The organism is Sphingomonas sp. (genome assembly GCF_035714405.1).
Taxonomy (GTDB): Bacteria; Pseudomonadota; Alphaproteobacteria; order Sphingomonadales; family Sphingomonadaceae; genus Sphingomonas.
The window spans coordinates 24,364-50,519 of the sequence record NZ_DASTMA010000015.1 but is presented as its reverse complement, the minus strand read 5'-3'; the positions used below and the strand labels follow the sequence as shown (position 1 = coordinate 50,519).

The window sequence follows — 26,156 nt, the reverse complement described above, 5'->3', positions numbered from 1 at the left end:
GCGTCACCTCAAGGCCGCCTGCGCCGCCGCGAGGCGGGCGATCGGCACCCGGTAGGGACTGGCGCTGACGTAATCGAGACCGACTTCTTCACAGAAGGTGATGCTGGCCGGATCGCCGCCATGCTCGCCGCATATGCCGAGCTTGATCCCGGGGCGCGTCGCCCTGCCCCGCTCCGCCGCCAGCTTGACCAACTCGCCGACCCCCTCGACGTCGATGCTGACAAAGGGATCCTTGGCGTAGATGCCCTGTTCGACATAGGCCCCGAGAAAGCGGGCGGCGTCGTCGCGGCTGACGCCGAGCGTGGTCTGGGTCAGGTCGTTGGTGCCGAACGAGAAGAATTCCGCCGCTTGCGCGATGTCGCCCGCCCGCAGCGCCGCACGAGGAAGCTCGATCATCGTGCCGACGAGATACTCGACCTCGCGACCGCGCTCGGCAAAGACCGTGCGCGCCGCCCTGTCGACCACCGCCTTCATCAGCTCCAGTTCGCGCTTGGTGGCAACCAGCGGGATCATGATCTCCGGCACCGGCGCCTCCCCCCGCTCCGCCACATCCAGCGCCGCCTCGAAGATCGCGCGCGCCTGCATCTCGTAGATTTCGGGATAGGTGACGCCCAGCCGGCAGCCGCGATGGCCGAGCATGGGGTTGAACTCGTGCAGCTCGGCGGCGCGGCGCTTGAGCGCCTCGACCTCAATCCCACTGACGCGCGCGACCTCGGCGAAGTCGGCTTCTTCGTGCGGCAGGAACTCATGCAGCGGCGGGTCGAGCAGCCGGATCGTCACCGGCAGCCCGGCCATGACCTCGAAGATGCCGGCGAAGTCGCTGCGCTGCTCGGGCAGCAGCTTGGCGAGCGCGGCGCGGCGGCCGGCCTCGTCCTCGGCGAGTATCATCTGGCGGACCGCGGTGATGCGGCTGCCTTCGAAGAACATGTGCTCGGTGCGGCACAGGCCGATGCCCTCCGCCCCGAACTCGCGCGCGGTGCGGGCGTCGTTGGGGGTGTCGGCATTGGTGCGGACCTTCATGCGGCGGACCGCGTCGGCCCATTCCATCAGCGTGCCGAAGTCGCCCGACAACTCGGGCTGCACGGTCGGCACCTCGCCCGCCATCACCTCGCCGGTGGCGCCGTCGATGGTCAGCGTGTCGCCTTCGCGCACTTCGCGCCCAGAACTTCCGGTGCCAACCCGCATGACCTTGTCCTTGGCGGAGATGGCGATGCTGCCCGCGCCCGAGACACAGGGGCGGCCCATGCCGCGCGCCACCACGGCGGCGTGGCTGGTCATGCCGCCGCGTGCGGTCAGGATGCCGCGCGCGGCGTGCATGCCATGGATGTCCTCCGGGCTGGTCTCGGTCCGGACGAGGATCACCGCCTTGCCGTCGGCCGCCCATCTCTCCGCCGTGTTGGCGTCGAACACCGCGGCGCCCGAGGCCGCGCCGGGCGAGGCGGGCAGGCCCTTGGCGATCACGTCACGCACCGCATTCGGGTCCAGCGTCGGGTGCAGCAGCTGGTCAAGCGCGGCGGGATCGACCCGCGCGATCGCTTCCTCGCGGGTGATGAGCCCCTCCGCCGCCATGTCGACCGCGATCTTGAGCGCCGCCTTGGCGGTGCGCTTGCCGGCGCGGGTCTGGAGCATCCAGAGCTTGGTCTTCTCGACCGTGAACTCGATGTCCTGCATGTCGCGGTAGTGAGTCTCGAGCCGGTCGAACACGGCCGCGAGCTCGGCATAGACCGCCGGCATCGCCTCCTCCATCGAGACCGGCCTGGCGCCCGCCGCTTCGCGGGCGGCGCGGGTGAGGTATTGCGGGGTGCGGATACCGGCGACGACGTCCTCGCCCTGCGCGTTGATCAGGAACTCGCCGTAATAGGCGCGGTCGCCCCTGGCGGGATCGCGGGTGAAGGCGACGCCGGTGGCGCTGGTCTCGCCCATGTTGCCGAACACCATCGCCTGGACGTTGACCGCCGTGCCCCAGTCGGCGGGGATGTCGTTGAGGCGGCGATAGACCTTGGCGCGCTCCGACTGCCACGAGCCGAACACCGCGCCGACCGCGCCCCAGAGCTGGTCGTGGACGTCCTGGGGGAAGGGCTTGCCCCATTGCTGCTGGACGAGGTCCTTGTATTCGGCGACCAGCGCCTGGAGGTCGGCGGCGGACAGCTCGGTGTCGAGCGTGAAGCCGCGATCCTCCTTGGCGATCTCCAGCGCGTCCTCGAAGGCGTTGTGGTCGAGCTCCAGCACCACGTCGGCGTACATCTGGATGAAGCGGCGATAGCTGTCCCACGCGAAGCGCGCGTCGCCCGACGCGATCGCGAGCCCTTGGACGGTCGCGTCGTTGAGCCCGAGGTTGAGGACGGTGTCCATCATGCCGGGCATGCTCACGCGGGCTCCGGACCTGACCGACACCAACAGCGGGTCTGTCGGATCGCCGAAGCGATGGCCGGTGACCTGCTCGATATGCGCGAGGCCGGTCGCGACCTCCGCCTTTACGTCGTCGGGGAAGCGCTCGCCTTCCTCATAATAGCGCGCGCACATCGGGGTGGAAATGGTGAAGCCGGGCGGCACCGGCAGGCCGATCGACGCCATCTCGGCCAGGTTCGCGCCCTTGCCGCCGAGCAGCGTCTTGTCCCCCTGGCCGCCGTCCGAGACGCCGCCGCCGAAACGGTAGACATAGTGGGTCATGGCGGTTTGTCGGCCCTTCTCAGCGGGTTGGCGCGATGAGGTGCGCGGAAGTTGAGGGGAAGTTTAGGGTCAAACGCGTTGGGATGCGCAGGGGTCGCATTCGGAAGTTGAGGGAAAGTTGAGGGTTAAACGCATCGCGCTCAGCCCTCGATCTTCGAGAAGTCGGCGACGGTATGGACCGCATCGCGTACGCGGGCGAGCAGCCGCAGCCGCGATGCGCGCTTTTCGGGCGCGGGGTCGTTGACGGTCACCGCTTCAAAGAACTGGTCGATCGGCGCGCGGAGCGATGCCAGCGCGGCCATGGCGGCGCCGAAATCCTCTTCGCGGACCGCGTCGGCCGCGGCCGGCTCGGCGGAGTCGAGCGCGGCGTGGAGGGCCTTTTCGGGGGGTTCCGGCGTGTAGGACAGCGGAATCTGGGGGGAGGACAGCTGTTCGTCGCCCCGGGCTTGACCCGGGGTCCCGCTGCCTTCTTGCGGAGAGGAGAAGGGGGACCCCGGCTCAAGGCCGGGGTGACGGTTGGGGGTGGGGCTGTCATAGCCCTCCTTCTTCAGGATGTTCGCCGCGCGGCGGTAGCCGGTGAGCAGGTTGGCGCCGTCCTCCGTGCCCACGAACGCCTGCAGCGCGCGGACGCGGGCGAGGAGACGGACGAGGTCGTCATCGACGGGCTTGTAGTCGGCCCCGAGCGTATAAACAGCATTCCATAAGTCGTGCCTGAGACCGGCTTCCTTTCGCTGAACTCTGATGCGCTCAGCCATAAACTCAATCAGGTGTTCAGCCACACTTTCCGCATCGCCGATCTCACCAGTCACTCGCAGCCGTGGATTGGCCTCGAGGGAACCGATGGCGAGGGCTGCAATTTGTTCGAGCGCAAGCCGGATGCCATTGTCGACTAGTATGGCTGCGCACCCCAACGCGGCTCGCCGTAGCGCAAACGGGTCCCGTGAGCCTGTCGGCTTCTCAGAGATCCAGAAGAAGGCTGAGAGCGTGTCCAGCTTGTCCGCCAAGCTCACCGCCACCGTCACCGGCGCGGTGGGCACGTCGTCGCCCTGCCCGACCGGCTTGTAGTGATCGCGGATGGCGTCGGCGACGCGGGGGTCTTCGCCCTGAGCTTGGGCGTAGTAGCCGCCCATGACGCCCTGGAGCTCGGGGAACTCGGCCACCATGCCGGTGACGAGGTCCGCCTTGCACAGCCGCGCCGCGCGTTCGGCGAGGGCGGCCAAATCCTCCCCTGTAAGGGGAGGGGGACCGCTCGGCGTAGCCGAGTGGTGGGAGGGCGGCGCGGCAAACGGTGACCTATGAGGCACCACCCCTCCACCATGCTGCGCATGGTCCCCCTCCCCACTCTGTGGGGAGGATATGATCCCCTCCTCGACCAGCCAGCGGGCGAGCTTCGCGACGCGCTCGACCTTGTCGGCCACCGTCCCGAGCTTCTCGTGGAAGACGATGCGGTCGAGCTTCTTCGCCTGCTCCTCCAGCGGCACCTTGAGGTCCTGCTCGTAGAAGAAGCGCGCGTCGGATAGGCGGGCGGCGAGGACCTTGCGGTTGCCTTCGACGATGCGGACACCGCCGTCGGCCGCGTCGATGTTGGCGGTACAGAGGAAGGCGGAGGCCAGTCCTCCCCTCCCTGGAAGGGAGGGGCTGGGGGTGGGTAGGTCCTTGGCCGCGCCGTCATGAGTCTCAGGACCCACCCCCGGCCCCTCCCTTCCAGGGAGGGGAGAGAGGACGAAGTATTTCTGGTTCACGCGGGCGGTGAGCTGGATGACTTCGGGTGGCACGCTGAGGAACGCTTCGTCGAAGCGGCCGAGCAGCGGCACCGGCCATTCGGTGAGGCCGGCATTCTCCGCGACCAGGCCCTCGTCCGCGACCAGCGCCAGCCCCGCTTCGGCGGCAAGTGCATGCGCGCGGTCGCGGATCAGGGCGGCGCGTTCGTCCTGGTCGACGATGACGTGGCAGAGCCGCAGCTTCTCGACATAATCGGCGGCCGAGCCGATCGTGATCGGGCCGGGATGGTGGAAGCGATGGCCGAGCGTCGCCGCGCCCGAGACGACCCCCGCGATCTCGACCGGCACCACATCCTCGCCGAACAGCGCGACGATGCCCTGCAGCGGGCGCACCCAGCGCAAGCTGTCGGTCGAGGCCGACGCGTCGCCCCAGCGCATCGACTTGGGCCAGGGAAAGGCGCGGATCACCGCCGGAATGGCCTCGGCGAGCACCTCCGCGGTGGCGCGGCCGGGCTTCTGCGTGACCGCGAAGAACACGCCGTCGCGTTCGGTCAGGTCCTCGCGCGTGAGACCGGTCTTGCGCAGAAAGCCCTCCAACGCCTGCGGGGGCGCGGAGCTGCGTGGGCCCTTGACCTCTTCGCTGACGGCGGCGGTGGAGTCGGGCAGCCCGCGTGCGATCAGCGCCAGGCGGCGGGGGGTGGCGTAGGTGACGGTCTCGGTCGCGGTCAGCCCCGCTTTGGCCAGCTCGGCCGCGAACAGGCGGGCGAGGTCATCGCGCGCCTTGGCCTGCATCCGCGCGGGGATCTCCTCCGAGCGGAGTTCGAGCAGGAAGTCGGTCATACCGACCAGCCCGGATGCAGTCGCTGCCAGTCAGGCGTCTTCTTCGCGATCCAGGCGGCGCACGCGCCTTTTGCGAGATCGCGGACGCGGCCGATATAGGCCTGGCGCTCGGCCACCGAGATGACGCCCCTCGCCTGGAGGAGGTTGAAGATGTGGCTGGCCTTGATCGCCTGTTCGTAGGCGGGGATCGGCAGCGGCTTGTCGCGCGTCAGGCAGTTCTCCGATTCCGCGACGTGCTTGCGGAACTGGTCGAACAGGCTGTCGGTGTCGGCGACCTCGAAGTTCCAGGTCGACATCTCGACCTCGTTCGCGTGGAAGACATCGCCGTACGTCACGCCGGCGTCGTTGAAGCTGAGATCATACACGCTGTCGACGTTCTGAATGTACATCGCCAGCCGCTCGAGCCCGTAGGTGAGCTCGCCGGCGACGGGCTTGCATTCGAAGCCGCCCATCTGCTGGAAATAGGTGAACTGCGTCACCTCCATGCCGTCGCACCACACCTCCCAGCCAAGGCCCCAGGCGCCGAGCGTCGGCGATTCCCAATCGTCCTCGACGAAGCGGATGTCGTGCATCGTGAAATCGATGCCGATCGCGGCGAGGCTGCCGAGGTACAGCTCCTGCAGATCGGGCGGGCTGGGCTTCAGGATCACCTGATACTGGTAGTAATGCTGGAGCCGGTTGGGGTTCTCGCCATAGCGGCCGTCGGTCGGGCGGCGGCAGGGCTGAACGAAGGCGGCGTTCCACGGCTCCGGCCCCAGCGCGCGCAGTGTGGTGGCGGTGTGGAACGTCCCCGCGCCCATCTCCATGTCATAGGGCTGCAGGATCAGGCAGCCGTGGTCGCTCCAATAGTCATGCAGCGTCAGGATCATGCGCTGGAAGGAGAGCGGTCGGGTCACGGCTGCGCTTTGGCCGATGCGCGCCTGCATGGTCAAGCGCGGCGGCTGGTCAGGCGAGTACGACATTGTGTCAGGGGTGCTTGACATGGCGCTGCGACTCGTCTAGTCAGGTTTCGCTGACAGAATGTCAGGCAAGGATGTCAGGTGAACAACAGGCTGAAGGTACTGCGCGCCGAGCGCAACTGGAGCCAGGCGGAGCTGGCCGAGCGGTTGCTCGTGTCCCGCCAGGCGGTGAACCAGATCGAGACGGGCAAATACGACCCGTCGCTGCCGCTCGCGTTCCGCATCGCCCGCCTGTTCGATCAGCCCGTGCAGGACATATTCTGGGAGGAGGAACGGTGATGACCGAGACGTGGCGGGAAAGGGCGCGCGATGTCGCGCATCGGCGTCGGGCGTTCTGGATCTGGTCGCCGGTGTTCACCGGCGTCGGCGCGCTGGCGATCGCGGGCGGGCTGATGGCGGACCAGGCGTGGCTGCGCTGGGCCGGCATCCTGTGCGGCGGGGCGATGGCGCTGTGGGGCTTCGTCTACGGCACGGCGATCTACATCCGTACCGTCGACGAACAGGAGCGCGATGCGAACCTGTGGAGCTGCTATGCCGGCATGTGCGCGTATCTGCTGCTGTTCACGCTGCAATTCGGCGCTGAGGTGCTCGGGCGGCCGGTCCCGCATGCCGATCTCGGCGTCTTCCTGATCGTCATGACCGTGGTGCTGGGCGTCTTCGCCTGGAAACGCTTTCGTTAGGCGCGGTTCGCCGCCACAGTTCCAAATCCGGGGATACAAGATGAGAATGCTCGTGAAGATCAGCCTGTCCGCCCTCGCGCTCGGCCTGGCGCTGCCCGCCTGCGCGCAGCCTTCCACCCCCGCCGCCAAGGTCGCCGCTGGTGATGCCGACCCGGCGTTGTGGGTGATCAAGGACGCCGACACCACGGTGTACCTGTTCGGCACGATCCACATGCTCAAGCCCGGCCTGACCTGGTTCGACGAGGCGGTGAAGGCGGCGTTCGACCGGTCGGACACGGTGGTGTTCGAGATCGTGCAGGGCGACGCGGCCGCGCAGCAGCAGCTGATGGTGTCGCGCGGGATCAACCCCACCGGCCCGACCCTGACCGAGCAGCTGCCCGCCGCCAAGCGCGCCGCCGTCGCCAAGGCGCTGGGCGAGGCGGGGCTGCCACAGGCGGCGTACGACCGGATGGACCCGTGGCTGGCGGCGCTGATCGCCAGCCTGACCCCGATCCAGAAGCTCGGCTATCTGCCCGAGAACGGGCCGGAGACGGTCCTCGCCAAGGCCGCGGCGGCGAGCGGCAAGACGGTGACGGCGCTGGAGACGACCGAGCAGCAGATCGGCTTCTTCGACGGGCTATCGAAGCCCGCGCAGATGCAGTTCCTGCTCTCGACCGTCGACGAGCTGCCCAAGGCGGGCGCGGAGATGGGCAAGATGGTCGATCTGTGGAGCCGCGGCAACCCGGACGGGCTTGCGGTGCAGATGAACGATTCGCTCAAGAAGTCGCCCGAGGTCGGCAAGGTGCTGCTAACGGACCGCAACGCGCGTTGGGCCCAGTGGCTGAAGGCGCGGATGGCACGGCCGGGAACGGTGTTCGTCGCGGTCGGCGCCGGGCATCTGGCGGGCGCGACATCGGTGCAGGCGATGCTGGGCAAGGCTGGCGTCAGGGCGGTGCGGGTGAAATATTGATCGCCTGAGCCCGCAAGGGCGGGAGAGGGCTGCGCGCACCGAAGTTGCCAAATTGGCAACGCCCCGCTACACGCGCCCGCTTCCGACCCTGCTACATCCCTGGAGGAGCGGTCGGATATGCACCTCGTAAGCTAAGGAATACTGCAATGAGCGACCAGTTGACGCTCGCAGCCGAGGCGCGCGACCGGGTTGGCAAGGGAGCCTCCCGTGCGCTGCGCCGTCAAGGCCGCGTCCCCGCCGTGATCTATGGCCAGAACCAGGCTCCGGCCTCCGTCCACCTCGAGGAAAAGGCGCTCTCGCGCGCGCTCGCGACCGGGCACTTCATGAATACCGTGGTGATGGTCGGCGGCGTTCGCACGCTGCCCAAGGATGTCGCCTTCGACGTCGTCACCGACCGGCCGGTCCATGTCGATTTCCTGCGCATCTCCGAGCACACCACCGTCACTGTCGCCGTGCCGATCCTGTTCGTCGACCAGGAGGAGTGCGAAGGCTTGGAGGCGGGCGGCGTGCTCAACGTCACGCGTCACGAGATCGAGCTGGTGGTCGATGCGTCGAACATCCCGAGCGAGCTGACGATCAGCCTCAAGGGCCGGGTCGTGGGTGATTCGATCCACATCTCGGACGTGGCGCTGCCTGCAGGCGCCAAGCCGGCGATTGACGACCGCGACTTTGCGATCGCCACGATCGTGCCGCCGACGGTGCCGACCGCGGCCGACGAGGCGGCGGATGCCGAAGCCGGCGTCGGCGTCAGCGAGACGCCGTCGGGTGAGGGCGAGGCCGACCAGGACACGCTGGGCAATCCGACCGGCGCCGAGGGCCGCGAGGCGCCGGAGGCTTAAAGACCTCTTCCGTTGCTGATGGGGGCAGGGTGGCGAGAGCTTCCCTGCCCCTTTTCGTTGGAGCTGAGCCGATGCAGATCTGGGCAGGCCTGGGCAATCCGGGGCCGCAATATGCGATGCACCGGCACAATGTCGGGTTCATGGCCGCCGACGCGATCGCGGCGGTGCACGGCTTCGGCCCGGTCAAGAAGCAGTTCTCCGGCTGGACGCAGGAGGGCAGGATCGGCGGCTCACGCGTGCTGCTGCTCAAGCCCGCGACCTTCATGAACGACAGCGGCCGCGCGCTGGGCGAGGCGCTGCGCTTCTACAAGCTGGAGCCGCACGCGCTCACCGTCTTCTATGACGAGCTCGACCTGGCGCCGTTCAAGGTCAAGGTGCGCACCGGCGGCGGTGCTGCCGGGCATAACGGCATCCGTTCCGCGATCCAGCATCTGGGGCCGGAATTCCGCCGGGTACGGTTGGGCATCGGCCATCCCGGACACAAGGACCGGGTGACCGGGCATGTGCTCGGCAATTTCGCCAAGGCGGAGATGGAGGCGCTGGCGGACATGCTCGGCGCGGTCGCGGCCGAAGCGGGGTGGCTGGCGGACGGCGACGACGTACGGTTCATGAATGATGTGGCGTTGCGCTTGCAGCCGTGAAATCCTTCCCGTTCACGGGGAGGATCAGCTTGCCGTTTCCCTGATCGCCGCTTCGACCTTGGGCTCGAAGCGATCGAACACGTTGGAGACGACGGACTCCACCGCCCAGCCGATCGCGCCGCCGACGATCACGTCAGTTAGGTAGTGATGTCCGGTCGGCGCCTGCGCCGCCGCTACACCGGCGGTGGCGAGCGCGGCCGGGAGGGCAGCGCCCTCGATATCGTGGCTCGCGGCGAGCGCCACCGCGACCGCGCCGGCGGTGTGGCCGGAAGGAAAACTGTTCTCGTCATGGTCATGGGTATGGCCAGGTTCGAACTTGCCATGCCCCTGCTCCAGCGCGGCGGCGGGCCGGGTACGGTCGATCCGGTGCTTGATCGCGTTCTTGGCGGCGGTGGCGAGCAGGTGCGACAGCAGCATCCGCGCGCCGCCGCGCGCAAGGTCCGCCCGTCTGGTCGCCAGCCCGATCGCGAATGTGCCGAGCGATGCCGCGATCAGCGGCGGCTGGTCGGCGGCCTCGCTGAGGAAGGCGACCGCCTTCATCAGCGGAGTGTCGCGGCCTTGCGCCATCGTGTGGGTCACCTCGCGGTCGACCTTGGCGATCTTGCTGGCCGCCTTCTTCACCGCACCATCCTTGGCTTTGGCCTTCGGCTTGGCGTCCCTGGGCTTGGCGGCTTTGTGCTTGCTGGTCTTGGGCGTGCTCATGCGATGTCGAACGGGTGGCGGGCGGGTTGTGTCCCCGGCTATGGCCTGGTGCGATGAACGATCCCGCCACCATCCGCCGGCTGTATGGCCGAAGCAAAGGCCACAAGCTGCGCGCCGGCCAGGCGACGCTGGTCGAGGAGATGCTGCCGGCGGTCAGTGTGCCTGAAACCGGACCGCTGGACGCGGCGACGCTGTTCGGGACCGCGCGGCCGATGCAGGTCGAGATCGGCTTCGGCGGCGGCGAGCATCTGGCAGCGCAGGCGGCGGCGCGGCCCGACACCGGCTTCATCGGCTGCGAGCCGTTCCTCAACGGCGTCGTCCAGGCGCTGGGGCATGTCAGGGACGCAGGGCTCGCCAATGTGCGGCTGCATATGGGCGATGCGCTGGACGTGATCGAGCGGCTGCCCGATGTGAGCCTGGAGCGCGTGTACCTGCTCCACCCCGATCCCTGGCCCAAGGCGCGGCACGCCAAGCGGCGGATGGTCAACCACGGACCGCTCGATGTGATCGCGGCCAAGCTGAAGGCGGGTGGCGAGTTCCGGCTCGGCACCGACGATCCGACCTATTGCCGCTGGGCCATGATGGTGATGGGACAGCGGCGCGATTTCCGCTGGACGGCGGAGTGTGCGGCGGATTTCCTGGAGCGCCCGGCGGACTGGCCGGAGACGCGCTACGAGCGCAAGGCGCGGCGGCATGGGCGGGAGGTGTGGTATTTCCGCTATGTGCGGGGGTGAGTTCGCGGTTCGCTGAGCGGCGCTATTCCTTTGCGCCCGACTGCCGCCACCAGCGCGCCAGCATGCTTCCCGCCAGCGCCGGCAGGCCCGGCCTGAGCAGCAGCCAGTCGCGCAGCATCGGGCCCTCGACCGCGCCCAGCGTACGCTTGTAGCCGCTGTCGCCGGCACCCCAGTCGACGGAGCGGACACCGGCGTCGCGGGCGCGAGCGAGGTTGCGATAGTGGAGCAGGCGCCCGGGCGAGTGCTTGGCGATGTCGGGGCGATAGCTGTTGGCGATGGCGTAGCGTTCGGTGCCGACATCCATGTCGAAGGAGAAGGCGGCCGGCGCGCCATCGACGGTGAGCAGCGCCGCGTGGAAGCATTGCGCCAGCACCGGGTCGGCGACCGCGGCGCGCCAGAACGCTCCGTGACCGCCTGCCGTGAACTTCGCGTCCCGGCCGTCGGTGTCGGCGGCGATCCAGCTCGCTTCCTCGACCTTCGCCAGCAGATCGAACCCGTCCGGCCAGTCGGCGGCGTCCAGGAAGCGCCAGTCGAGTACGCCGTGGCCGGCGAGGTGCTTTTCGAAAAAGCGGTTCTTCTTGAGCGTCGAGCTGCGCGGCCATTCCGGGTCGGTCAGGTCGAACCGCCAGCTCCGCGCCACCGCGCGGTCGATGACCGTCCAGCCTGCCGCCCGGGCGGCGACGAGCAGCGGCTCCGCGGCGGCGTCGCCGTCCGGGATCGGGCCGACGCGGAGGCCCCGCACCTGCCGGGCAAGCGCCGCCAGCGCGAGCTTGAGCGCCGGCTCGCCCGCGCCGAGCGCGAGCGGGAAGCCGCGAAATGGCCAATAGCTGCCCGGGATCGTCGCCAGTTTGAGCGCCGCCGGGCCGATGCCGACGAAGGGCAATGCCAGCACCGCCACCTCATCCTCGCTCGCCACCAGCGTCCGCGCCTCGCCACCATAGGCGGTCAGCGCGGCTGCGAACCAGCCGCAGCGGAGGAAGCGATGTCCTTCCGCAGCGCGCCCGGCGACAGTGTCGAGGCGCGAGTCGAGCCCTTCCACCACCTCGGCGCGCGCCACCGGCGGCAGGCGGTCGAAAGCGGCGAGCGGAAGAGGCGCGGTCATGTCCGGGCTGTACGCCGCGCGCGTTACCGAAGCGCTACCTGGACGGGGTGACGAAGCGCCCCTCGGCGGCCATAACGATCGCCGTGTTCACCCTTCCCGCCGTCTCCACCATCGCCCAGACCATCCAGCTGTCGCTGTCGCCGGTGTTCATGCTGGCCGGCATCGGCTCGCTGCTCAACGTGCTTGCCGGCCGCATGTCGCGGGTGGTGGACCGCGCGCGCGCGCTGGAGCAGCTACACCCCGCCTCGACCGGGCCCGAGCACGAGCGCCACGTGTGGGAGCTGCGGCTGCTCGACCGGCGGATCTCCGTCATCAACGCCGCACTGTTCCTCGCGGTGGCGAGCGCGGTGATGACCTGCATGGTGGTGGCGCTGCTGTTCGTCGCGGAACTGGCGAAGCTGCATCTCGGCACGGTGGTGGCGCTGTGCTTCATTCTCGCCATGCTGCTGCTGATCGCGGCGCTGGTGGCGTTTCTCGTCGAGGTGCGCGTGTCGCTGCGCGCGATCCACATCCGGCCGGAGTTGCTCGACTGATGGAAAAACGCCTGTTGCAGATCGTCGTCGCCATCGCCTGTCTGGTGCCGCTGTCGACCGGCGGTCGGTCGGTGCTGTTCGGGCCCGGCTTCCTGCGCGGGGTCGAGGCGGTGCCGGTCGATCTCGACAGCCATTTCCGGTACGTGTCGGGCATCTTCTTCGCGCTGGGCGTGGCGTTCGTGACCTGCATCCCGGCGATCGAGCGCAAGGGCGCGCGCTTTCGGCTGCTCGGGGCGATGGTGGTCGCGGGCGGATCCGCGCGGTTTCTGTCGCTGGTGACGGTGGGAGTGCCGTCGAACGGGCATGTGTTCGGGCTGGCGATGGAGCTGGGCGTCGTGCCGCTGCTGATGGCGTGGCAGTGGTCGGTAGAACGCCGGGCACGCCAGCGCTAAAGCCGGCGGCGAGGCCCCTGGCTTCCGGCGCGCGAAACACGGTGAACCTCCCGGCCGTAGGACCGGGCGCACGCTCGGGATCGCGTGCGAGGTGCGGGGAGCCCTCGCCGCGCGCCGTTACCGCCGTACGCCGTCCATCCCCGGCCCCGCGTCCGCCGTCGGCAGATAGCGGGGCGCCACCCGGGCGCGGGCGCGCTGTTCATACGCATAACCCGCGCCGAGCACCGTCGCGTCGCCGTACTTCGTGGCGATGAAGCTGATCCCCACGGGCAGGCCGCGCACCAGCCCCATCGGCACGGTCAGGTTGGGATAGCCGGCGATGGCGGGCAGGCCCGACGAGCTGGGGCCGTCATACTGGTCGCCATGCACGGGGTCGCTCGGCCAGGCGGCGCCGTAGCTGGGTGCGACGATGACGGTCGCGCGCGCCCTGGCGAGGACGCCGTCGATCGCCTCGCCGGCGCCCTTGAGCGACCTGGCGCGGGCGGCGAGATAATCGGGGTCGCGCAGACCCTTGGTCTTGAGCGCATCCTCGAAGGTTTCCTGCCCGAAATAGGGCATCTCGGCCGCCGCGTTCGCCTTGTTGAAGGCGATCACCTGCTCCAGCGTCCGCGTCGTTACCGCCGGCGGGGTGGTCGCGAGATAGGCGTCGAGATCGGCCTTGAGCTCGGTCTTGAGGACGGTGAACTCGGCCGCGCCGACGCCGTCGGGACGCGGCATCTCCGCCTCCACCAGCTCCGCGCCAGCCGCGCGCAGCACGTCGAGCGCGCCGGCATAAGCGGCCGTCAGATCCGGCGACATCGCGGGGCGCAGTACCGCGACGCGCAGTCCCGAGAGCGCGCTGGCCGAAAGGCCGGCGACGTAATCCTTCTTGTACGCCGCAGCTCCCGCGGTGCTCGGGTCGGCCGGGTCGACGGTGACCATCGCCGACAGCATCGCCGCCGCATCGCGGACCGAGCGCGTCATCGGCCCGGGCGTGTCCTGCGAGTGGCTGATCGGCACGACATGGGTGCGGCTGACCAGACCGATCGTCGGCTTGAGCCCGACCAGGCCGTTGATCGAGGCGGGGCAGACGACCGAGCCGTCGGTCTCCGTTCCCACCGCCCCGGCCGCGAAGCTCGCCGCCACCGCCGCGCCGGAGCCCGACGACGAGCCACAGGCGGTGCGATCGAGCGCATAGGGGTTGCGGACCAGCCCACCGAGCGCGCTCCACCCGCTCATCGACCGGCTGGAGCGGATGTTGGCCCATTCGCTCAGATTGGTCTTGCCCAGGATCACCGCGCCGGCGCGGCGCAGCTCCGCCACCACCGGAGCGTCGCGGCCCGTGTAGTTGCGGGCGAGCGCCAGGCTGCCGGCGGTGGTCGCCATGCGGTCGGCGGTCTCGACATTGTCCTTGATGAGGATGGGCACACCGTGGAGCGGGCCGCGCACCCTGCCCGCCTTCCGCTCCGCGTCGAGCGCCTTGGCCTGGGCGATCACGTCGGGGTTGGTGACGATCACGCTGCGCAGCGTCGGCCCCTTGCGGTCCATCGCCGCAATGCGCTTCAGGTACGCGCGGACGAGATCGACGCTGGACGCCTTGCCGGACGCCATCAGCGCCTGGAGATCGTCGATCGACTTCTCCTCCACCGCGACTGTGCGGGCCTGAACGGCGGCTGGGACGGGGGTGGTGAGGGCAAGAGCGAGCAGGAAGCGACGCATGGGGGGGGTGCTTTCGGTGGAGGCGGCTTGCCGCGCAGCTTGCGCGAGGGCGCGCGGGGGGACAAGCCTCGGGCGGGACAGATTAACTTCGATCAAAGCGGCCTCGGTCTGAACCGTTCGCACAAGCGCCGCGTTAGACTTCATCCATGCTGCTTCACTCCGCCCGATGACCACCGCGCTCAAGATCCTAGGCGGAATCGTGCTGCTGCTCTTGATCGTGCTCGGGCTGGCGGTGACGATCGTGCCGCGCTTCCTCGACCGCATCTATTATCGCGGGGACGCGAGCGACCATTTCGATGGCGAGCGGTTCTTCAACCCCGGCGTCGACGACACCGTGCGCCCGCCGACCGGCGGCAGCCGCGCCGGGTTCTTCTGGAACATGCTGACCCGGGGCGACGGCCGCCCGGCCTGGCCCTCGACGGTTTCCGTGACGCCTAGCAAGCCGGCGGCGCGGGTCGAGGGCGAGCGGATGGTGGTGACCTGGATCGGCCATGCGACCGTGCTGGTGCAGACCAACGGCCTCAACATCCTCACCGATCCGGTATGGAGCGACCGCACCGGGCCGTTCGGGCGCGGGCCAAAGCGGGTGGCGGCGCCGGGGGTGCGGTTCGACGACCTGCCCAAGATCGACCTCGTGCTGCTCAGCCACAACCATTACGACCATCTGGACAAGCCGACGCTCAAGCGCCTGTGGGCGCGTGACAAACCGCTGATCGTCACCAGCCTGGGCAACGACAGCGTCATCGGCCAGACCGGCGCGCAGGCGACGGCGATCGACTGGGGCGGACGCGTCGCGGTTCGGCCCGGCGTCGAGGTGCACGTCACCCGCAACCACCATTGGGGCAGCCGCTGGTTCACCGATCGCAACCGGGCGCTGTGGTCGAGCTTCACAGTGACGCTGCCCGGCGGCAACCTCTATTTCGCGGGGGACACGGGACTAGGCGACGGTCGCTGGCCCGCCGAAGCGGCGGCGCTGGGGCCGGTGCGGTTCGCGATCATCCCGATCGGCGCGTTCCGCTTCGTGCCGGGGCAGATGACGACGGGCAGCCATATCGGGCCGGCCGACGCGGTGCGGGTGTTCGCCGGGCTGGGTGCCGCGACCGCGCTGCCGATCCATTGGGGGACGTTCCGGCTGTCGTACGAGGGCTGGGATACGCCGCCCAGGATGCTCGACCTGCTGATGCGCTGCACCGGCGCCGATCCGGCGCGGTTCGCGGCCAAGGGGATCGGGGAGACGTTCGAGGTGCCCGTGGCGGCACCTGCGCCGGTGGATACGGGCAAGCTCGACGCTTGCCTCAAGGGTGAGGCGGTGCGGGCGCTGCCCTGACCTTCCCTGGCGGAAGCCGGGGCCCAGCCGGCCGCGCCGGGAACGAGGACCGAGCTTCGACGGAGCACCGCAAACTGGGCCCCGGCGTTCGCCGGGGAGGGTCTATATTGCCGGCGCCGAACGTCAGCCGCCGGCCCTCGCCCCCTCCCGCGCCGGCTCCTCCAGCCCCCACCAGGTCACCACCAGCGCCATCAGCACCACCGCCCAGGTATACCACAGCCCCGAATAGGGATCGCCGGTGCGCGACACGACATAGGCGCTGATCAGCGGCAGGAAGCCGCCGAAATAGCCGGTGCCGAAGTGATAGGGGATCGACATCGAGCTGTAGCGGATGCGGGCTGGGAACATCTCCGCCAGCAGCGCCGCGACCGAGCCGTAGGTGAGGCCCGACAGCGCCATCAGCCCCACGATCGCCACGAGGATCAGCCCGATCTTACCGGCGTCAGGCACGAACCCCGGCGCGGCGGCGCCCGCGCCCGCCCAGCCCATCAGCCAGAACAGCGGGAAGAGCAGCACCAGCGTCAGCGCATAGCCGATGAGGATCGGCTTCCTGCGGCCGACGCGGTCGGACCAGGCGCCCGTCCAGAAGTAGAAGGGCAGCCCGGCGAACGCGCCAGCAGCGGCGATCACCTGCGCGGTGGTCTCGTCGATCCGCAGTGGGCCCTGCATGAAGGCAAGTGCGGAGAACATGGCGGTGTAGAAGATCACGGTCAGCCCCGCACCGATCCCGAACAGCGCCACGAACAGCCGCTTCAGATTGCCGGGATAGGTGAAGCTTTCGACGAAGGGATTGCCCGCCGTCTCACCTTCGGCCTTCATCGCCTTGAAAACAGGGCTTTCCGCCAGCTTGAAGCGCATCCACAACGAGACGGCGAGCAGCAGGATCGAGAACAGGAAGGGCAGCCGCCACCCCCAGGCGATCCAAGCCTCGCCGCTCACCAGCCCCTTGAAGAACAGCACCACCGCGAGGCTGAGGATGAAGCCGCCGACGACGCTCGCCTGGATGAAGCTGGTGTAGAAGCCGCTCTTCCGCGCGGGCGAATGCTCCGCGACATAGATCGCGGCTCCGCCATATTCGCCGCCCAGCGCCAGCCCCTGCGCGATGCGGAGCAGGATGATCGTGACCGGCGCGGCCGTGCCGATCGTCGCATAGGAGGGCACCAGCCCGATGCCGGCCGTGGCGACGCCCATCAGCGTGATGGTGACGAGGAAGGTGTATTTACGCCCGAGCTTGTCGCCGAGATAGCCGAACACGATCGCACCGAGCGGGCGGAACGCGAAGCCGACCGCGAAGGTCGCCCAGGCGAGCAGCGTCGCCAGCAATTCGTCGCCGGGCGGGAAGAAGCTGCGCTGGAGGATGCCGGACGCGGTCAGCGTTCCCCAGATGAAGAAGTCGTACCATTCGAACACGGTGCCGAGCGACGAGGCGGTGATGACCTGGCGAATCTGCCCGGGCGATGGTTGTGCGGCGGCGGTCATGTCTTCTCCCCTGCTCGCGTTGTTAGCGCGGGTGGCGGGGCGGGCAAGCGTTCCGTCGGCCGCCCCTCAGGCCTCCGTCTTCTCCCGAGCCAGCGACGCCATGTCGATGACGTAGCGGAAGCGGACGTCGCCCGACTCGATCTTCTTGAATGCGGTGTTGATCTCCTGGATCGGGATGATCTCGATGTCGGGCGCGATGCCGTGCTCGGCGCAGAACTCGAGCACCTCCTGCTGCTCCGCGATCGAGCCGATCAGCGAGCCGGCGACGCTGCGGCGGTGAAACGCGATCTGCTGGTTGTCGACTGGCGCCATCGGCTCCAGCGCGCCGACGATCACCAGCGCGGCGTCGCGCTTCAGCAGCACCACGAACGGGTTGATGTCGTGCTTTTCGGGCACTGTCGACAGGATCAGGTCGAAGCGGCCGGCAGTCGCCGCCATCTTCTCCAACTGCGACTTGGCGTCCTTCTCCAGCTCCACATGCGTCGCGCCCATCGCCTGGGCCGCGCCCTCCTTGTCCGGCGAGCGGGTGAACACCGTCACCTCCGCGCCCAGCGCGCGGGCGAGCTTCACCGCCATATGGCCGAGCCCGCCCAAGCCGATCACGCCGACCTTGCTACCGGCGGTGACGCCCCAATGCTTCATCGGCGACCAGGTGGTGACGCCCGCGCACTGGATCGGCGCGGCGGCGGCGGGGTCGAGCCCGTCCGGAATGCGGACGACGAACTCCTCACGCACCACCAGCACGTCCGAATAGCCGCCAAAGGTGTTGTCGTGGCCGTAGATGTTCTCGCCCGTGGTCGCCTTGGAGGCTGGCAGCATCGGGCCGTTATAGGTCGCGAGCCAGCTGTTCGGCCCCTCGCAATATTGCTCGTCGCCGGCTTGGCACGACGGGCAGCTGCGGCAGCTGTCGATCATGCAGCCGACGCCGACCAGGTCGCCGGTCTTGAACCTGGTCACCCGGTCGCCGGCGCGGGTGACGCGGCCGACGATCTCGTGTCCGGGCATGCAGGGGTAGACGGTGTTCGACCACTCGTTCTTCACCTGGTGAACGTCGGAATGGCACACGCCGCAGAACAGCACCGCGATCTCGACCTCTCCCGCGCCGGCCGGTTCGCGCTGGAACTCCAGCGGCTTCAGGCGCGAAAAGCTGTGCTTGGCGGCGTAGCCGAGGGCGTCGATCATGGGGCAGGCTCCGGTGGAGGCGATGCTTGAGGCAACCCTTCACATCCCGTGCCGTTCCCGGTTACGGCTTCAACTGATTGATGATGCCCGAAAAGTCCTTGGCGCCCTCGCCCTGCGCCACCATCGTCTCGTACAAGCCTGCCGCCTTGGCACCCATAGGGGTCTGCGCGCGCGCGTCGCTGGCGGCCTGCATGGCGAGGCGCAGGTCCTTGAGCATCAGCGCGGCCGCGAAGCCGCCCTCGTAATCGCGGTCGGCGGGGGTGTCGGGGCCGACGTCGGGCACCGGGCAGTAGCTCGTCATGCTCCAGCTCTGCCCCGACGACACGCTGGCGATGTCGTAGAAGGCCTGCGCGTCGAGCCCAAGCTTCTCGGCCAGCAGGAACGCCTCGCAGGTTGCGACCATCGTCGCGCCGAGGATCATGTTGTTGCAGATCTTCGCCGCCTGCCCCGCGCCGGATTGGCCGGCGCGGATTACCGCCTTGCCCATCGCCGAGAGATACGACTCGGCGCGCGCGAACGCGTCTTCCGGGCCGCCGACCATGAAAGTCAGTGTGCCCGCCGCCGCCGCCGCGATGCCGCCTGAAACGGGGGCATCGACCGCCATGAAGCCCGCCCCGATCGCCTGCTGCGCGACGCGCTTGGCTGTGGCCACGTCTATAGTTGAGCAGTCTATCAGCACCGCGCCGGGCGCGCAGGCCGGAAGCATCGAGGCATAGACCTGCTCGACATGCGTGCCGGCGGGCAGCATCGTCACCACCGCTTCCGCGCCCTCGACCGCGCTCACCGCGTCGGCGCTGCGCAGGCAGCCGGCGCCCTCGGCGCGCGCGAGCGCGTCTTCGGAGAGGTCGAAGGCGCGGACGTCGTGGCCAGCCTTGGCGAGGTTCGCGGCCATGCCGCCGCCCATGTTGCCCAGCCCGATGAATGCGACGCGTGCCATTATCTACCTACTGAAAACGAGCGAAAATAAGCGGCGGACTGCAACGCCGAGCCCAGCGAACGTCAGCGAAAACAGCAGCATGGGCAACCAGTATCGGGCAACAACATGTCCGAATACGCCGAAGCGCCACTGACCGTCGTTGATAAAAAGTGCGACTAAGGCAGCAAGCCAGAGGCCCATCGACAGAGCTGCCGGCACCCCCAGTGAGATCGGGAGTGGGCGAAGGCCTAAAATAATGGCAACGGCGAAGATTAGCAGCGCCAGCGGAATGAAGAGGAACAAGCCCACGGGTCAACGTCCCTTCCATATCCCCGCTCGCTTCTCCACGAACGCGGCCATGCCTTCCTTCTGGTCGTCGGTGCCGAACAGGCCGTGGAACAGGCGGCGTTCGAAGCGGATGCCTTGGGAGAGCATCGTCTCGTAGGCAGCATCGACCATCTCCTTGTTGGCCTTGACCGCGAGCGGGGCCATGCCGGCGATCTGGGTCGCGACCTTGACCGCCTCGTCAACCAGCTCGACGGCGGGAACGATGCGGCTGACAAGGCCCGACCGCTCGGCTTCAGCGGCGTCCATGAAGCGACCGGTTAGGCACATCTCCATCGCCTTGGCCTTCCCGACCGCGCGGGTCAGGCGCTGCGAGCCGCCCATGCCGGGGGCGACGCCGAGCTTGATCTCCGGTTGACCGAACTTGGCGGTGTCGGCGGCGAGGATGAAGTCGCACATCATCGCCAGCTCGCACCCGCCGCCGAGCGCGAAGCCGGCGACCGCGGCGATGATCGGCTTGCGGGTGAGCGTGAACTGCTCCCAACCGGCGAAGTAGTTGCCGCCGTACATCTCGCCGAACGATTGCGGCTGCATCTCCTTGATGTCCGCGCCGGCGGCGAACGCCTTTTCGGAGCCGGTCAGCACCGCGCAGCCCTGCGTCGCGTCGGCGTCGAACGCCTGCATCGCCGCGACCAGCTCACCTAGAACCTGATTGTTGAGTGCGTTCAGCGCCTGCGGCCGGTTGAGGGTCACCAGCGTCACCCCGCCGCGTTGCTCGACCAGGATGGTTTCGTACGTCATGCGGGGCTCCATGCTTCGCCGTCGGGTAGGGGCGCGAAGATCTGGTCGATCAGGTGGTCGCTGACCCCCTCCGGCGTCGCCGGATCCCAGCGGGGCGCGTTGTCCTTATCCACGATCACGGCGCGCACCCCTTCGATGAAGTCGTGGCGCTGGACGACGCGAGCGCCAACCGCATATTCCTGCCGCATCTCGTCCTCGAAGGTCGGCATGGTGGCGCCGTCGAGCAGCAGCTTGAGGCTGACCTTCATCGTCTGCGGCGACTTGGTGCGCAGCGTCGCGAGCGTCGCTCGTGCGAAGTCGCTGTCCTCGGCCTCCAGCGCAGCGAATACATCCTCCAGCTTGTCGGAGTCGAAGAGCCGATCGATCGCATCGGCGTGCCGCAAGATAGCGCCCTCCTCCGGCACCTCGGCCTTGTCAGCCAGCAGCGCGGCGATCGCATCAGGCTGCGCGGTGATGGCCGCCTTGAGCGCGGCCAGCTCGGCCGAAGGGATGTAGTGGGTGGCAAGCCCCAGCTTCACGCACTCCGCGCCGCCCAGCCGATGCCCGGTCAGCGCGAGGAACTGCCCCATCCGCCCCGACAGCCGCGACAGATACCAGCCGCCGCCGACATCGGGGAACAGGCCGATCCCGGTCTCCGGCATCGCCAACCGCGTGTTCTCGGTCGCGACGCGGTACCGGCACGGCAGGCTCAGCCCGACGCCGCCGCCCATCGTCACCCCGTCCATGAACGCGACCGTCGGCTTCGCACAGGTGAACAGCGCGTGGTCGAGCCGGTATTCGGTGTGGAAGAACGCCCGCGCCGCCACCCCGTCCGCGGCACCGCTGGCGGCGAGCATCCGGATGTCGCCGCCCGCGCAGAAGCCGCGACCGTCTGCATGGTCGATCAGGATCGCGCGGACGGCGTCGTCGGTGCGCCACTCGGCAAGTGCCGCGAGCATCGCCTCACACATCGCGGTGTTGAGCGCGTGGAGCTGCTTGGGGCGGTTCAGCCGCAGCCGTGCCACCGGCCCGTTACGCTCGATCAAGACTTCGCTCACTGCCGCGTCAGCTCCCGCCCGACGATCATCCGCATGACCTGGTTGGTGCCCTCCAGGATCGAGTGCACCCGCAGGTCGCGCCAGAAGCGTTCGATCGGATAGTCCTTGAGATAGCCATAACCGCCGTGCAACTGCAGCGCCCGGTCGACGATGCTCGAGCCGTTGTCGGTCGCCAGCCGCTTCGCCATCGCCGAGAAGCGCGACTTGTCGGGGCTGTTCGCGGTCACCTTGGCGGCGGCGAGGTAGAGCAGCGCGCGCGCCGCCTCCAGGTCCGTCGCCATGTCCGCCAGCGTGAATTGCGTGTTCTGGAAATCCGCCACGGGCTGGCCGAACTGCTGGCGCTCCTTGGTATATTTGATCGACTCGTCCAGGCACCGCTGCGCCCCGCCGAGCGAACAGGCGCCGATGTTGAGCCGGCCGCCGTCGAGCCCCGCCATCGCGATGCGGAACCCCTCGCCCTCCGCGCCGACGCGGTTGGCCACCGGCACACGGCAGTCCTCGAAGATCACCTGCGCGGTCGGCGACGCGTTCCAGCCGAGCTTCTTCTCGGGCGCGCCGAAGCTCAGCCCCGGTGTGCCGTCCTCGACGACGATGCAGGTGATGCCCTTCGACTTCTCCTCGCCGGTCCGCACCATGCAGACATAGACGTCGTTATAGCCCGCGCCGGAGATGAACTGCTTGGTGCCGTTGAGCACATAATGATCGCCATCCCGCTTCGCGGTCGCCTTGAGCGCGGCGGCGTCGGAGCCGGAGCCGGGTTCGGTCAGGCAGTAGCTGCCGATCTTTTCCATCGTCACGAGGCTCGGCAGGAACCGGTCCCTGAGCGCCTGGTCGCCGTAGCGATCGATCATCCATGTCGCCATGTTGTGGATCGAGATGAAGGCGCTGGTCGCCGGGCAGCCATAGGCCATCGCCTCCATGATCAGCGCCGCCTCCAGCCGTCCCAGCGCGATGCCGCCCGACTCCTCGGCGATGTAGATCGCGCCGAAACCGAGCTCGCCCGCCGCCTTCCAGACGTCGACGGGATAGTGATGCTTCTCGTCCCACTCGGCCGCGAAGGGGGTGATGCGATCGGTGGTGAAACGCTGCGCCAGCGCCTGGATCTCGCGCTGGTCGTCAGTGAGGTCGAATTGGGTCGTCATTCCGAGTGCCTGTCCTGGTTCAGCCACGCCTCCGCGTCCTCCATCGTCAGGAACACCCGGACGTCCGGCGAGGTCAGCGTGCGTTCCGCCTGCAGCTTGTTGATCATGCTGCCCACCACGATCGCCACCCGGCCCTGGCGCATCGCGCTGCCGGCCTTGTCGATCAGTCCGAGCGCGTTGCTGACCTCCGCCGACTGGACGGGAAAGTCGCGCGAATCGCACAGGCCGTCGAAGCGATGCGGCGGTGGCCCCAGCGGGGCGAGCGCGTCCTGCATCGCCGCGCCCAGCCCGGCGACCTCTCGCATCGTCCAGAAGCCGCGCATCGTCCACCGCAGCCGCCGGGCGACTGCGTCGTACCGGACCTCGAACGCAGGCCGCGGCACGCTGCCGGCTCGCCCGGCGCGGTCGATCGGGGGAGGTGCTGTCATAGCCGCGCCCTGCTGCCTCTCCCTTCTTGCCAGGTCAACCGCCGCCGAGGTGATCCAGCACCTCAGTCAATCGGGCGAGCCGGGCGGCGGGGTCCTCGATCCGCTCGGCCAGCAGCAACCGCCCGTTCTTCTCGACCAGCCCGGCCGCGACCGCATCGCCGGCGAAGTCCCTGCGCGGGGTCAGCGCGATCGCGGCGGGACCGGCGTCGATGCGCTCGATGCGGGCGTCCTGCGCCGCCAGCCGGATCGCGGCCTGGTCGAGCAGCGCCCGTGCCTCCGGCGGAGGCTGGCTAAACCGGTCCTCCAGTTCGGCGGTGAAGGCGTCGAGCGCGGCTTGATCGGCGATGCGGGCGAGACGCGCGTAGAGGGTGATGCGCGCCTCCTCCTCGGGCACCCAGTCTGCGGGCCAGCGGCCGGCCGCGCCGAGGTTGAGCTGCGGCGTCCAGCGATCGACCGGCTCGCCGCGTGCGACGCGCAGGCCGGCTTCGAGCAGATACTGGTAAAGGTCGACGCCGATCAGCTTCATGTGCCCGGCCTGCTCGTCGCCGATCAGGTCACCGGCACCGCGCATGTCGAGATCGCGTGCGGCGATGGCGAAGCCCGCGCCTAGCCGGTCGAACGCCTCCAGCGTCTTCAGCCGCTTGACCGTCGCGTCGGCGATCGGATGCGCGGGATCGGTCAGCAGCAGCACCTGCCCGCGCCGGCTGCCGCGTCCGACCCGGCCACGCAGCTGGTGCAGTTGCGAGAGCCCGAAGCGGTCCGCGCGCCAGACGATCATCGTGTTGGCACGCGGCACGTCGAGCCCAGCCTCGATGATGTTGGTCGCCAGCAGCACGTCGCCCTCCCCGTTCGCGAACGCCACCATGGCCTCGTCGATTTCGCCGACGGGCATCTTGCCGTGCGCCTCGACGAGCTTGAGCTCGGGGACGAGCTTGTGCAGCCGCTTGGCCATCGCTGCCATGTCCTCGATGCGGCTGACGACGACGAAGCTCTGGCCCTTGCGCCCCGCCTCGCGGCGCAGCGCAGTGCGGACCGTCACCTCGTCCCACTCGGCGATGGCGGTGCGGATCGGCTGACGGCGCGCCGGCGGCGTAGCGATGATCGACAGCTGCTGCAGGCCGACCAGCGCAGTCTGCAGCGTCCGCGGGATCGGCGTGGCGGACAGCGACAGCGCGTGTGTCGCATCCCCGCCGAGCGCGCGCAGCTTGGCTTTGTCCGCAGCACCGAACCGCTGCTCCTCGTCGATCACCACCAGTGCCAGGTTCCGGTATTCCGCCGTCGCCACCGCGGCGGTGCCGATGACGACGCCGATCGAGCCGTCCGCAACCCCGGCCTTGACGCGCTTCTTCTCGGCCGCGTCCGCCAGCCTGGACAGGCCCGCGACCTCGACGCCGGTGCCCTCAAAGCGGCGGCGGAAGGTCTCGATATGCTGGCGCACCAGCACGGTGGTGGGCGCGGCCACCACCACCTGCGCGCCGGCCAGCGCCGCCAGCGCCGCGGCGCGCAAGGCGACCTCGGTCTTGCCGTAGCCGACATCGCCGATCACCAGCCGGTCCATCGGCTTGCCCGATGCGAGGTCCGCCCGGACGGCGGCGATGGCGCGCGCCTGATCGGTCGTTTCGGTGAAGGGGAAGCCGGCAGCGAACCGCTCATAGGCGGAGGATTGGGGCTCGAGTTTCACGGCTTCGCGCCCGTCGCGCTCGGCGGCGAGGCGCGTCAGCTCCTTCGCACTTTCCGCGATCGCGGCGTCGATCGCGCCCCGCCGTTTCTGCCAGGACGAGCCGTCGAGCTTGTCCAGCGTCACCGCGTCGGCATCCGCGCCATAGCGCCAGACGCGGTCGGCCTCCGCGACCGGCACCAGCCGGCGATTGTCGCCCGCATAGGTCAGCGCGATCGCGTCACCCTCTTCCAGTTCCTCCAGCCCGGCGACGACGCCGATGCCGAAATCCTCGTGCACCACTACATCGCCGAGACGGATCTCCGTCGCGTGCGCGGCGAAGGGGTCCGCCGACGCGCCGCTCGGATCGGTGACCGCGCGGCTGCCGATCAGGTCGGCGGCGGCGACCGCGACCAGCCCGGGCATTCGCCACCCGGCTTCGGCCGGCATCACCAGCGCCAGCAGGGCGCCGGCAGGCGCAGCGCGGGCGGCGGCCCAGCTATCGACGGTCTCGACCTCGCGCTTCAGCGTCGCGCCGGCGCGGGTGCGCAGGAAGCGCAGGTCACGTTCGCCGCCGACCAGCACCACCCGCTCGCCCGCCTCGAGGAGCGGCGTCGCGAAGCGGGCGAAGGCGCGGGCGGAGTTGCGCTGCTCGACGAAGCGCGGGATCGGCTCGCCCTCGGCCTCCAACAAGGCGACCGAACGGCCCTTCAGCGCCTTGTCCCATGCTTTCGCATCGAGCACCGGCTCGCGCCCTCCCGCGTCCCTGGCCAACGCGACGAAGCGGTCGCGGCGGCCGTCGATGTCGAGGTCGAGCAGCACGCGCGCATCGGGCAGATGGTCGAACAGCGGCACGCCCGCGCCGAGTTCCGGCTCGTGGATGCGGCCGACCTCAAGCCGCTCGATATTTTCGGTGCCGAGCTGCGTCGCGGCATCGTAGCGGCGGATCGCGGCGACCCGGCCGTCCGCGATCTCGATCCGCGCCGGGCAGCCGCTGTCGGCCGGGAAGATGTCGATGGTGGCGCCGCGCACCGCCATCTCGCCGGGCTCGTCGACGCGGTCGTCGGCGATGTAACCGATCCCGATCAGCGTCTCACCGAATTCCGCGGCGTCGAGCGGCTCGCCCACCGTCACGGCGGGCAGCACGATGTCATAGCTGGCCGGCGGCGCCTGCAGCCGCGCCGCCGCTTCGACCGTGGTGACGAGCGCCACCCGCGCATCTTGCTGCCGGGCGACGAACACCGCGTGGAGCGCCGCCACGCGGCGACCGAGATTGGCGGGCGAGGCCGGGCTGGCATCGCCGGGCAAAGCGTCGCTCGAGGGCAGGTGGACCACGCGCGCCGCCGGGGCGGCTGCGCTGAGCGCGGCGGTCACCGCCTCCGCCCGCTGCTCGTCGACGAGGACGAGGAACACGTCCTGCGTATCGAGCATCTCCGCCGCAC

The 26,156-nt window shown here is 69.2% G+C and carries 24 protein-coding genes; 9 read left to right on the top strand and 15 right to left on the bottom strand.

Annotation, left to right across the window (positions count from 1 at the left end; all coding sequences use genetic code 11):
* Nucleotides 1–3: 3 nt before the first annotated feature.
* The 3 genes from ppdK to VFQ64_RS05765 all read right to left on the bottom strand — a co-directional run bounded on the left by ppdK (nt 4) and on the right by VFQ64_RS05765 (nt 6,157).
* Nucleotides 4–2,670, bottom strand: a complete 2,667-nt coding sequence (ppdK, locus tag VFQ64_RS05775; RefSeq protein ID WP_325102352.1) for a pyruvate, phosphate dikinase — start codon at nt 2,668–2,670, stop codon at nt 4–6.
* 140 nt (nt 2,671–2,810) lie between these two features.
* Nucleotides 2,811–5,231 carry a glycine--tRNA ligase subunit beta gene (glyS, locus tag VFQ64_RS05770; protein ID WP_325102351.1) on the bottom strand — a complete coding sequence of 807 codons (2,421 nt, stop codon included), beginning with the start codon at nt 5,229–5,231 and terminating at the stop codon, nt 2,811–2,813.
* Entirely contained in the window at nt 5,228–6,157 is a 930-nt protein-coding gene (locus VFQ64_RS05765; protein WP_414712872.1) for a glycine--tRNA ligase subunit alpha, read from the bottom strand. The genes glyS and VFQ64_RS05765 overlap by 4 nt, the downstream gene beginning before the upstream one ends.
* 114 nt (nt 6,158–6,271) lie before the next feature.
* Here VFQ64_RS05765 and VFQ64_RS05760 point away from each other — a divergent pair, with 114 nt between their 5' ends.
* From VFQ64_RS05760 to pth, 5 genes are all read left to right on the top strand, one after another.
* The gene (locus VFQ64_RS05760; RefSeq protein WP_325102350.1) at nt 6,272–6,469 is read left to right on the top strand and encodes a helix-turn-helix transcriptional regulator; all 198 of its coding nucleotides are present in this window, start codon (nt 6,272–6,274) and stop codon (nt 6,467–6,469) included.
* Nucleotides 6,469–6,870: a hypothetical protein gene (locus VFQ64_RS05755; protein ID WP_325102349.1), complete on the top strand. Its 402-nt coding sequence runs from the start codon at nt 6,469–6,471 to the stop codon at nt 6,868–6,870. Before VFQ64_RS05760 ends, VFQ64_RS05755 begins: the two co-directional genes overlap by 1 nt.
* Nucleotides 6,871–6,910: 40 nt before the next feature.
* Nucleotides 6,911–7,819 (top strand): TraB/GumN family protein, encoded by a 909-nt coding sequence (locus tag VFQ64_RS05750; protein ID WP_325102348.1) that lies wholly within the window; start codon nt 6,911–6,913, stop codon nt 7,817–7,819.
* A gap of 146 nt (nt 7,820–7,965) precedes the next feature.
* Nucleotides 7,966–8,658: a 50S ribosomal protein L25/general stress protein Ctc gene (locus tag VFQ64_RS05745; protein WP_325102347.1), complete on the top strand. Its 693-nt coding sequence runs from the start codon at nt 7,966–7,968 to the stop codon at nt 8,656–8,658.
* 71 nt (nt 8,659–8,729) lie between these two features.
* Nucleotides 8,730–9,299: an aminoacyl-tRNA hydrolase gene (gene pth / locus VFQ64_RS05740; protein WP_325102346.1), complete on the top strand. Its 570-nt coding sequence runs from the start codon at nt 8,730–8,732 to the stop codon at nt 9,297–9,299.
* A 24-nt stretch (nt 9,300–9,323) separates the two neighbouring features.
* Here pth and VFQ64_RS05735 read toward each other — a convergent pair whose 3' ends face one another.
* The gene (locus VFQ64_RS05735; protein WP_325102345.1) at nt 9,324–10,001 is read right to left on the bottom strand and encodes a phosphatase PAP2 family protein; all 678 of its coding nucleotides are present in this window, start codon (nt 9,999–10,001) and stop codon (nt 9,324–9,326) included.
* A 53-nt stretch (nt 10,002–10,054) separates the two neighbouring features.
* Between VFQ64_RS05735 and trmB the strand changes: the two genes are divergently transcribed.
* Nucleotides 10,055–10,735, top strand: a complete 681-nt coding sequence (gene trmB, locus VFQ64_RS05730) for a tRNA (guanosine(46)-N7)-methyltransferase TrmB (protein ID WP_325102344.1) — start codon at nt 10,055–10,057, stop codon at nt 10,733–10,735.
* Nucleotides 10,736–10,757: 22 nt separating this feature from the next.
* Here trmB and VFQ64_RS05725 read toward each other — a convergent pair whose 3' ends face one another.
* Entirely contained in the window at nt 10,758–11,837 is a 1,080-nt protein-coding gene (locus tag VFQ64_RS05725; RefSeq protein ID WP_325102343.1) for a GNAT family N-acetyltransferase, read from the bottom strand.
* Nucleotides 11,838–11,920: 83 nt separating this feature from the next.
* Between VFQ64_RS05725 and VFQ64_RS05720 the strand changes: the two genes are divergently transcribed.
* Both VFQ64_RS05720 and VFQ64_RS05715 read left to right on the top strand, forming a co-directional pair.
* The gene (locus VFQ64_RS05720) at nt 11,921–12,370 is read left to right on the top strand and encodes a DUF2721 domain-containing protein (RefSeq protein WP_325102450.1); all 450 of its coding nucleotides are present in this window, start codon (nt 11,921–11,923) and stop codon (nt 12,368–12,370) included.
* Nucleotides 12,370–12,762, top strand: a complete 393-nt coding sequence (locus VFQ64_RS05715) for a DUF4345 domain-containing protein (RefSeq protein ID WP_325102342.1) — start codon at nt 12,370–12,372, stop codon at nt 12,760–12,762. Before VFQ64_RS05720 ends, VFQ64_RS05715 begins: the two co-directional genes overlap by 1 nt.
* A 117-nt stretch (nt 12,763–12,879) precedes the next feature.
* On the opposite strand, the gene VFQ64_RS05710 is transcribed toward VFQ64_RS05715, so the two are convergent.
* Nucleotides 12,880–14,460: an amidase gene (locus tag VFQ64_RS05710; protein WP_325102341.1), complete on the bottom strand. Its 1,581-nt coding sequence runs from the start codon at nt 14,458–14,460 to the stop codon at nt 12,880–12,882.
* A 166-nt stretch (nt 14,461–14,626) separates the two neighbouring features.
* Between VFQ64_RS05710 and VFQ64_RS05705 the strand changes: the two genes are divergently transcribed.
* Nucleotides 14,627–15,787, top strand: a complete 1,161-nt coding sequence (locus VFQ64_RS05705) for an MBL fold metallo-hydrolase (protein WP_325102340.1) — start codon at nt 14,627–14,629, stop codon at nt 15,785–15,787.
* A gap of 123 nt (nt 15,788–15,910) precedes the next feature.
* On the opposite strand, the gene VFQ64_RS05700 is transcribed toward VFQ64_RS05705, so the two are convergent.
* From VFQ64_RS05700 to VFQ64_RS05660, 9 genes are all read right to left on the bottom strand, one after another.
* Complete coding sequence (locus VFQ64_RS05700) at nt 15,911–17,266, bottom strand: MFS transporter (RefSeq protein WP_325102339.1); 1,356 nt, start codon at nt 17,264–17,266, stop codon at nt 15,911–15,913.
* Nucleotides 17,267–17,332: 66 nt separating this feature from the next.
* Nucleotides 17,333–18,448 (bottom strand): NAD(P)-dependent alcohol dehydrogenase, encoded by a 1,116-nt coding sequence (locus tag VFQ64_RS05695; RefSeq protein WP_325102338.1) that lies wholly within the window; start codon nt 18,446–18,448, stop codon nt 17,333–17,335.
* A gap of 61 nt (nt 18,449–18,509) precedes the next feature.
* On the bottom strand, nt 18,510–19,385 hold the full coding sequence (mmsB, locus tag VFQ64_RS05690) for a 3-hydroxyisobutyrate dehydrogenase (RefSeq protein ID WP_325102337.1): 876 nt from the start codon (nt 19,383–19,385) through the stop codon (nt 18,510–18,512).
* A gap of 3 nt (nt 19,386–19,388) precedes the next feature.
* A complete protein-coding gene (locus tag VFQ64_RS05685; protein WP_325102336.1) occupies nt 19,389–19,673 on the bottom strand; it encodes a hypothetical protein in 285 nt (94 codons plus the stop codon).
* Nucleotides 19,674–19,676: 3 nt separating this feature from the next.
* Entirely contained in the window at nt 19,677–20,450 is a 774-nt protein-coding gene (locus VFQ64_RS05680; protein WP_325102335.1) for an enoyl-CoA hydratase, read from the bottom strand.
* Complete coding sequence (locus VFQ64_RS05675) at nt 20,447–21,487, bottom strand: enoyl-CoA hydratase/isomerase family protein (protein WP_325102334.1); 1,041 nt, start codon at nt 21,485–21,487, stop codon at nt 20,447–20,449. The genes VFQ64_RS05680 and VFQ64_RS05675 overlap by 4 nt, the downstream gene beginning before the upstream one ends.
* Complete coding sequence (locus VFQ64_RS05670) at nt 21,484–22,629, bottom strand: acyl-CoA dehydrogenase family protein (RefSeq protein ID WP_325102333.1); 1,146 nt, start codon at nt 22,627–22,629, stop codon at nt 21,484–21,486. The genes VFQ64_RS05675 and VFQ64_RS05670 overlap by 4 nt, the downstream gene beginning before the upstream one ends.
* Entirely contained in the window at nt 22,626–23,057 is a 432-nt protein-coding gene (locus VFQ64_RS05665) for a hypothetical protein (protein ID WP_325102332.1), read from the bottom strand. Before VFQ64_RS05665 ends, VFQ64_RS05670 begins: the two co-directional genes overlap by 4 nt.
* 34 nt (nt 23,058–23,091) lie before the next feature.
* Entirely contained in the window at nt 23,092–26,145 is a 3,054-nt protein-coding gene (locus VFQ64_RS05660) for a DEAD/DEAH box helicase (RefSeq protein WP_325102449.1), read from the bottom strand.
* Nucleotides 26,146–26,156: the final 11 nt, after the last annotated feature.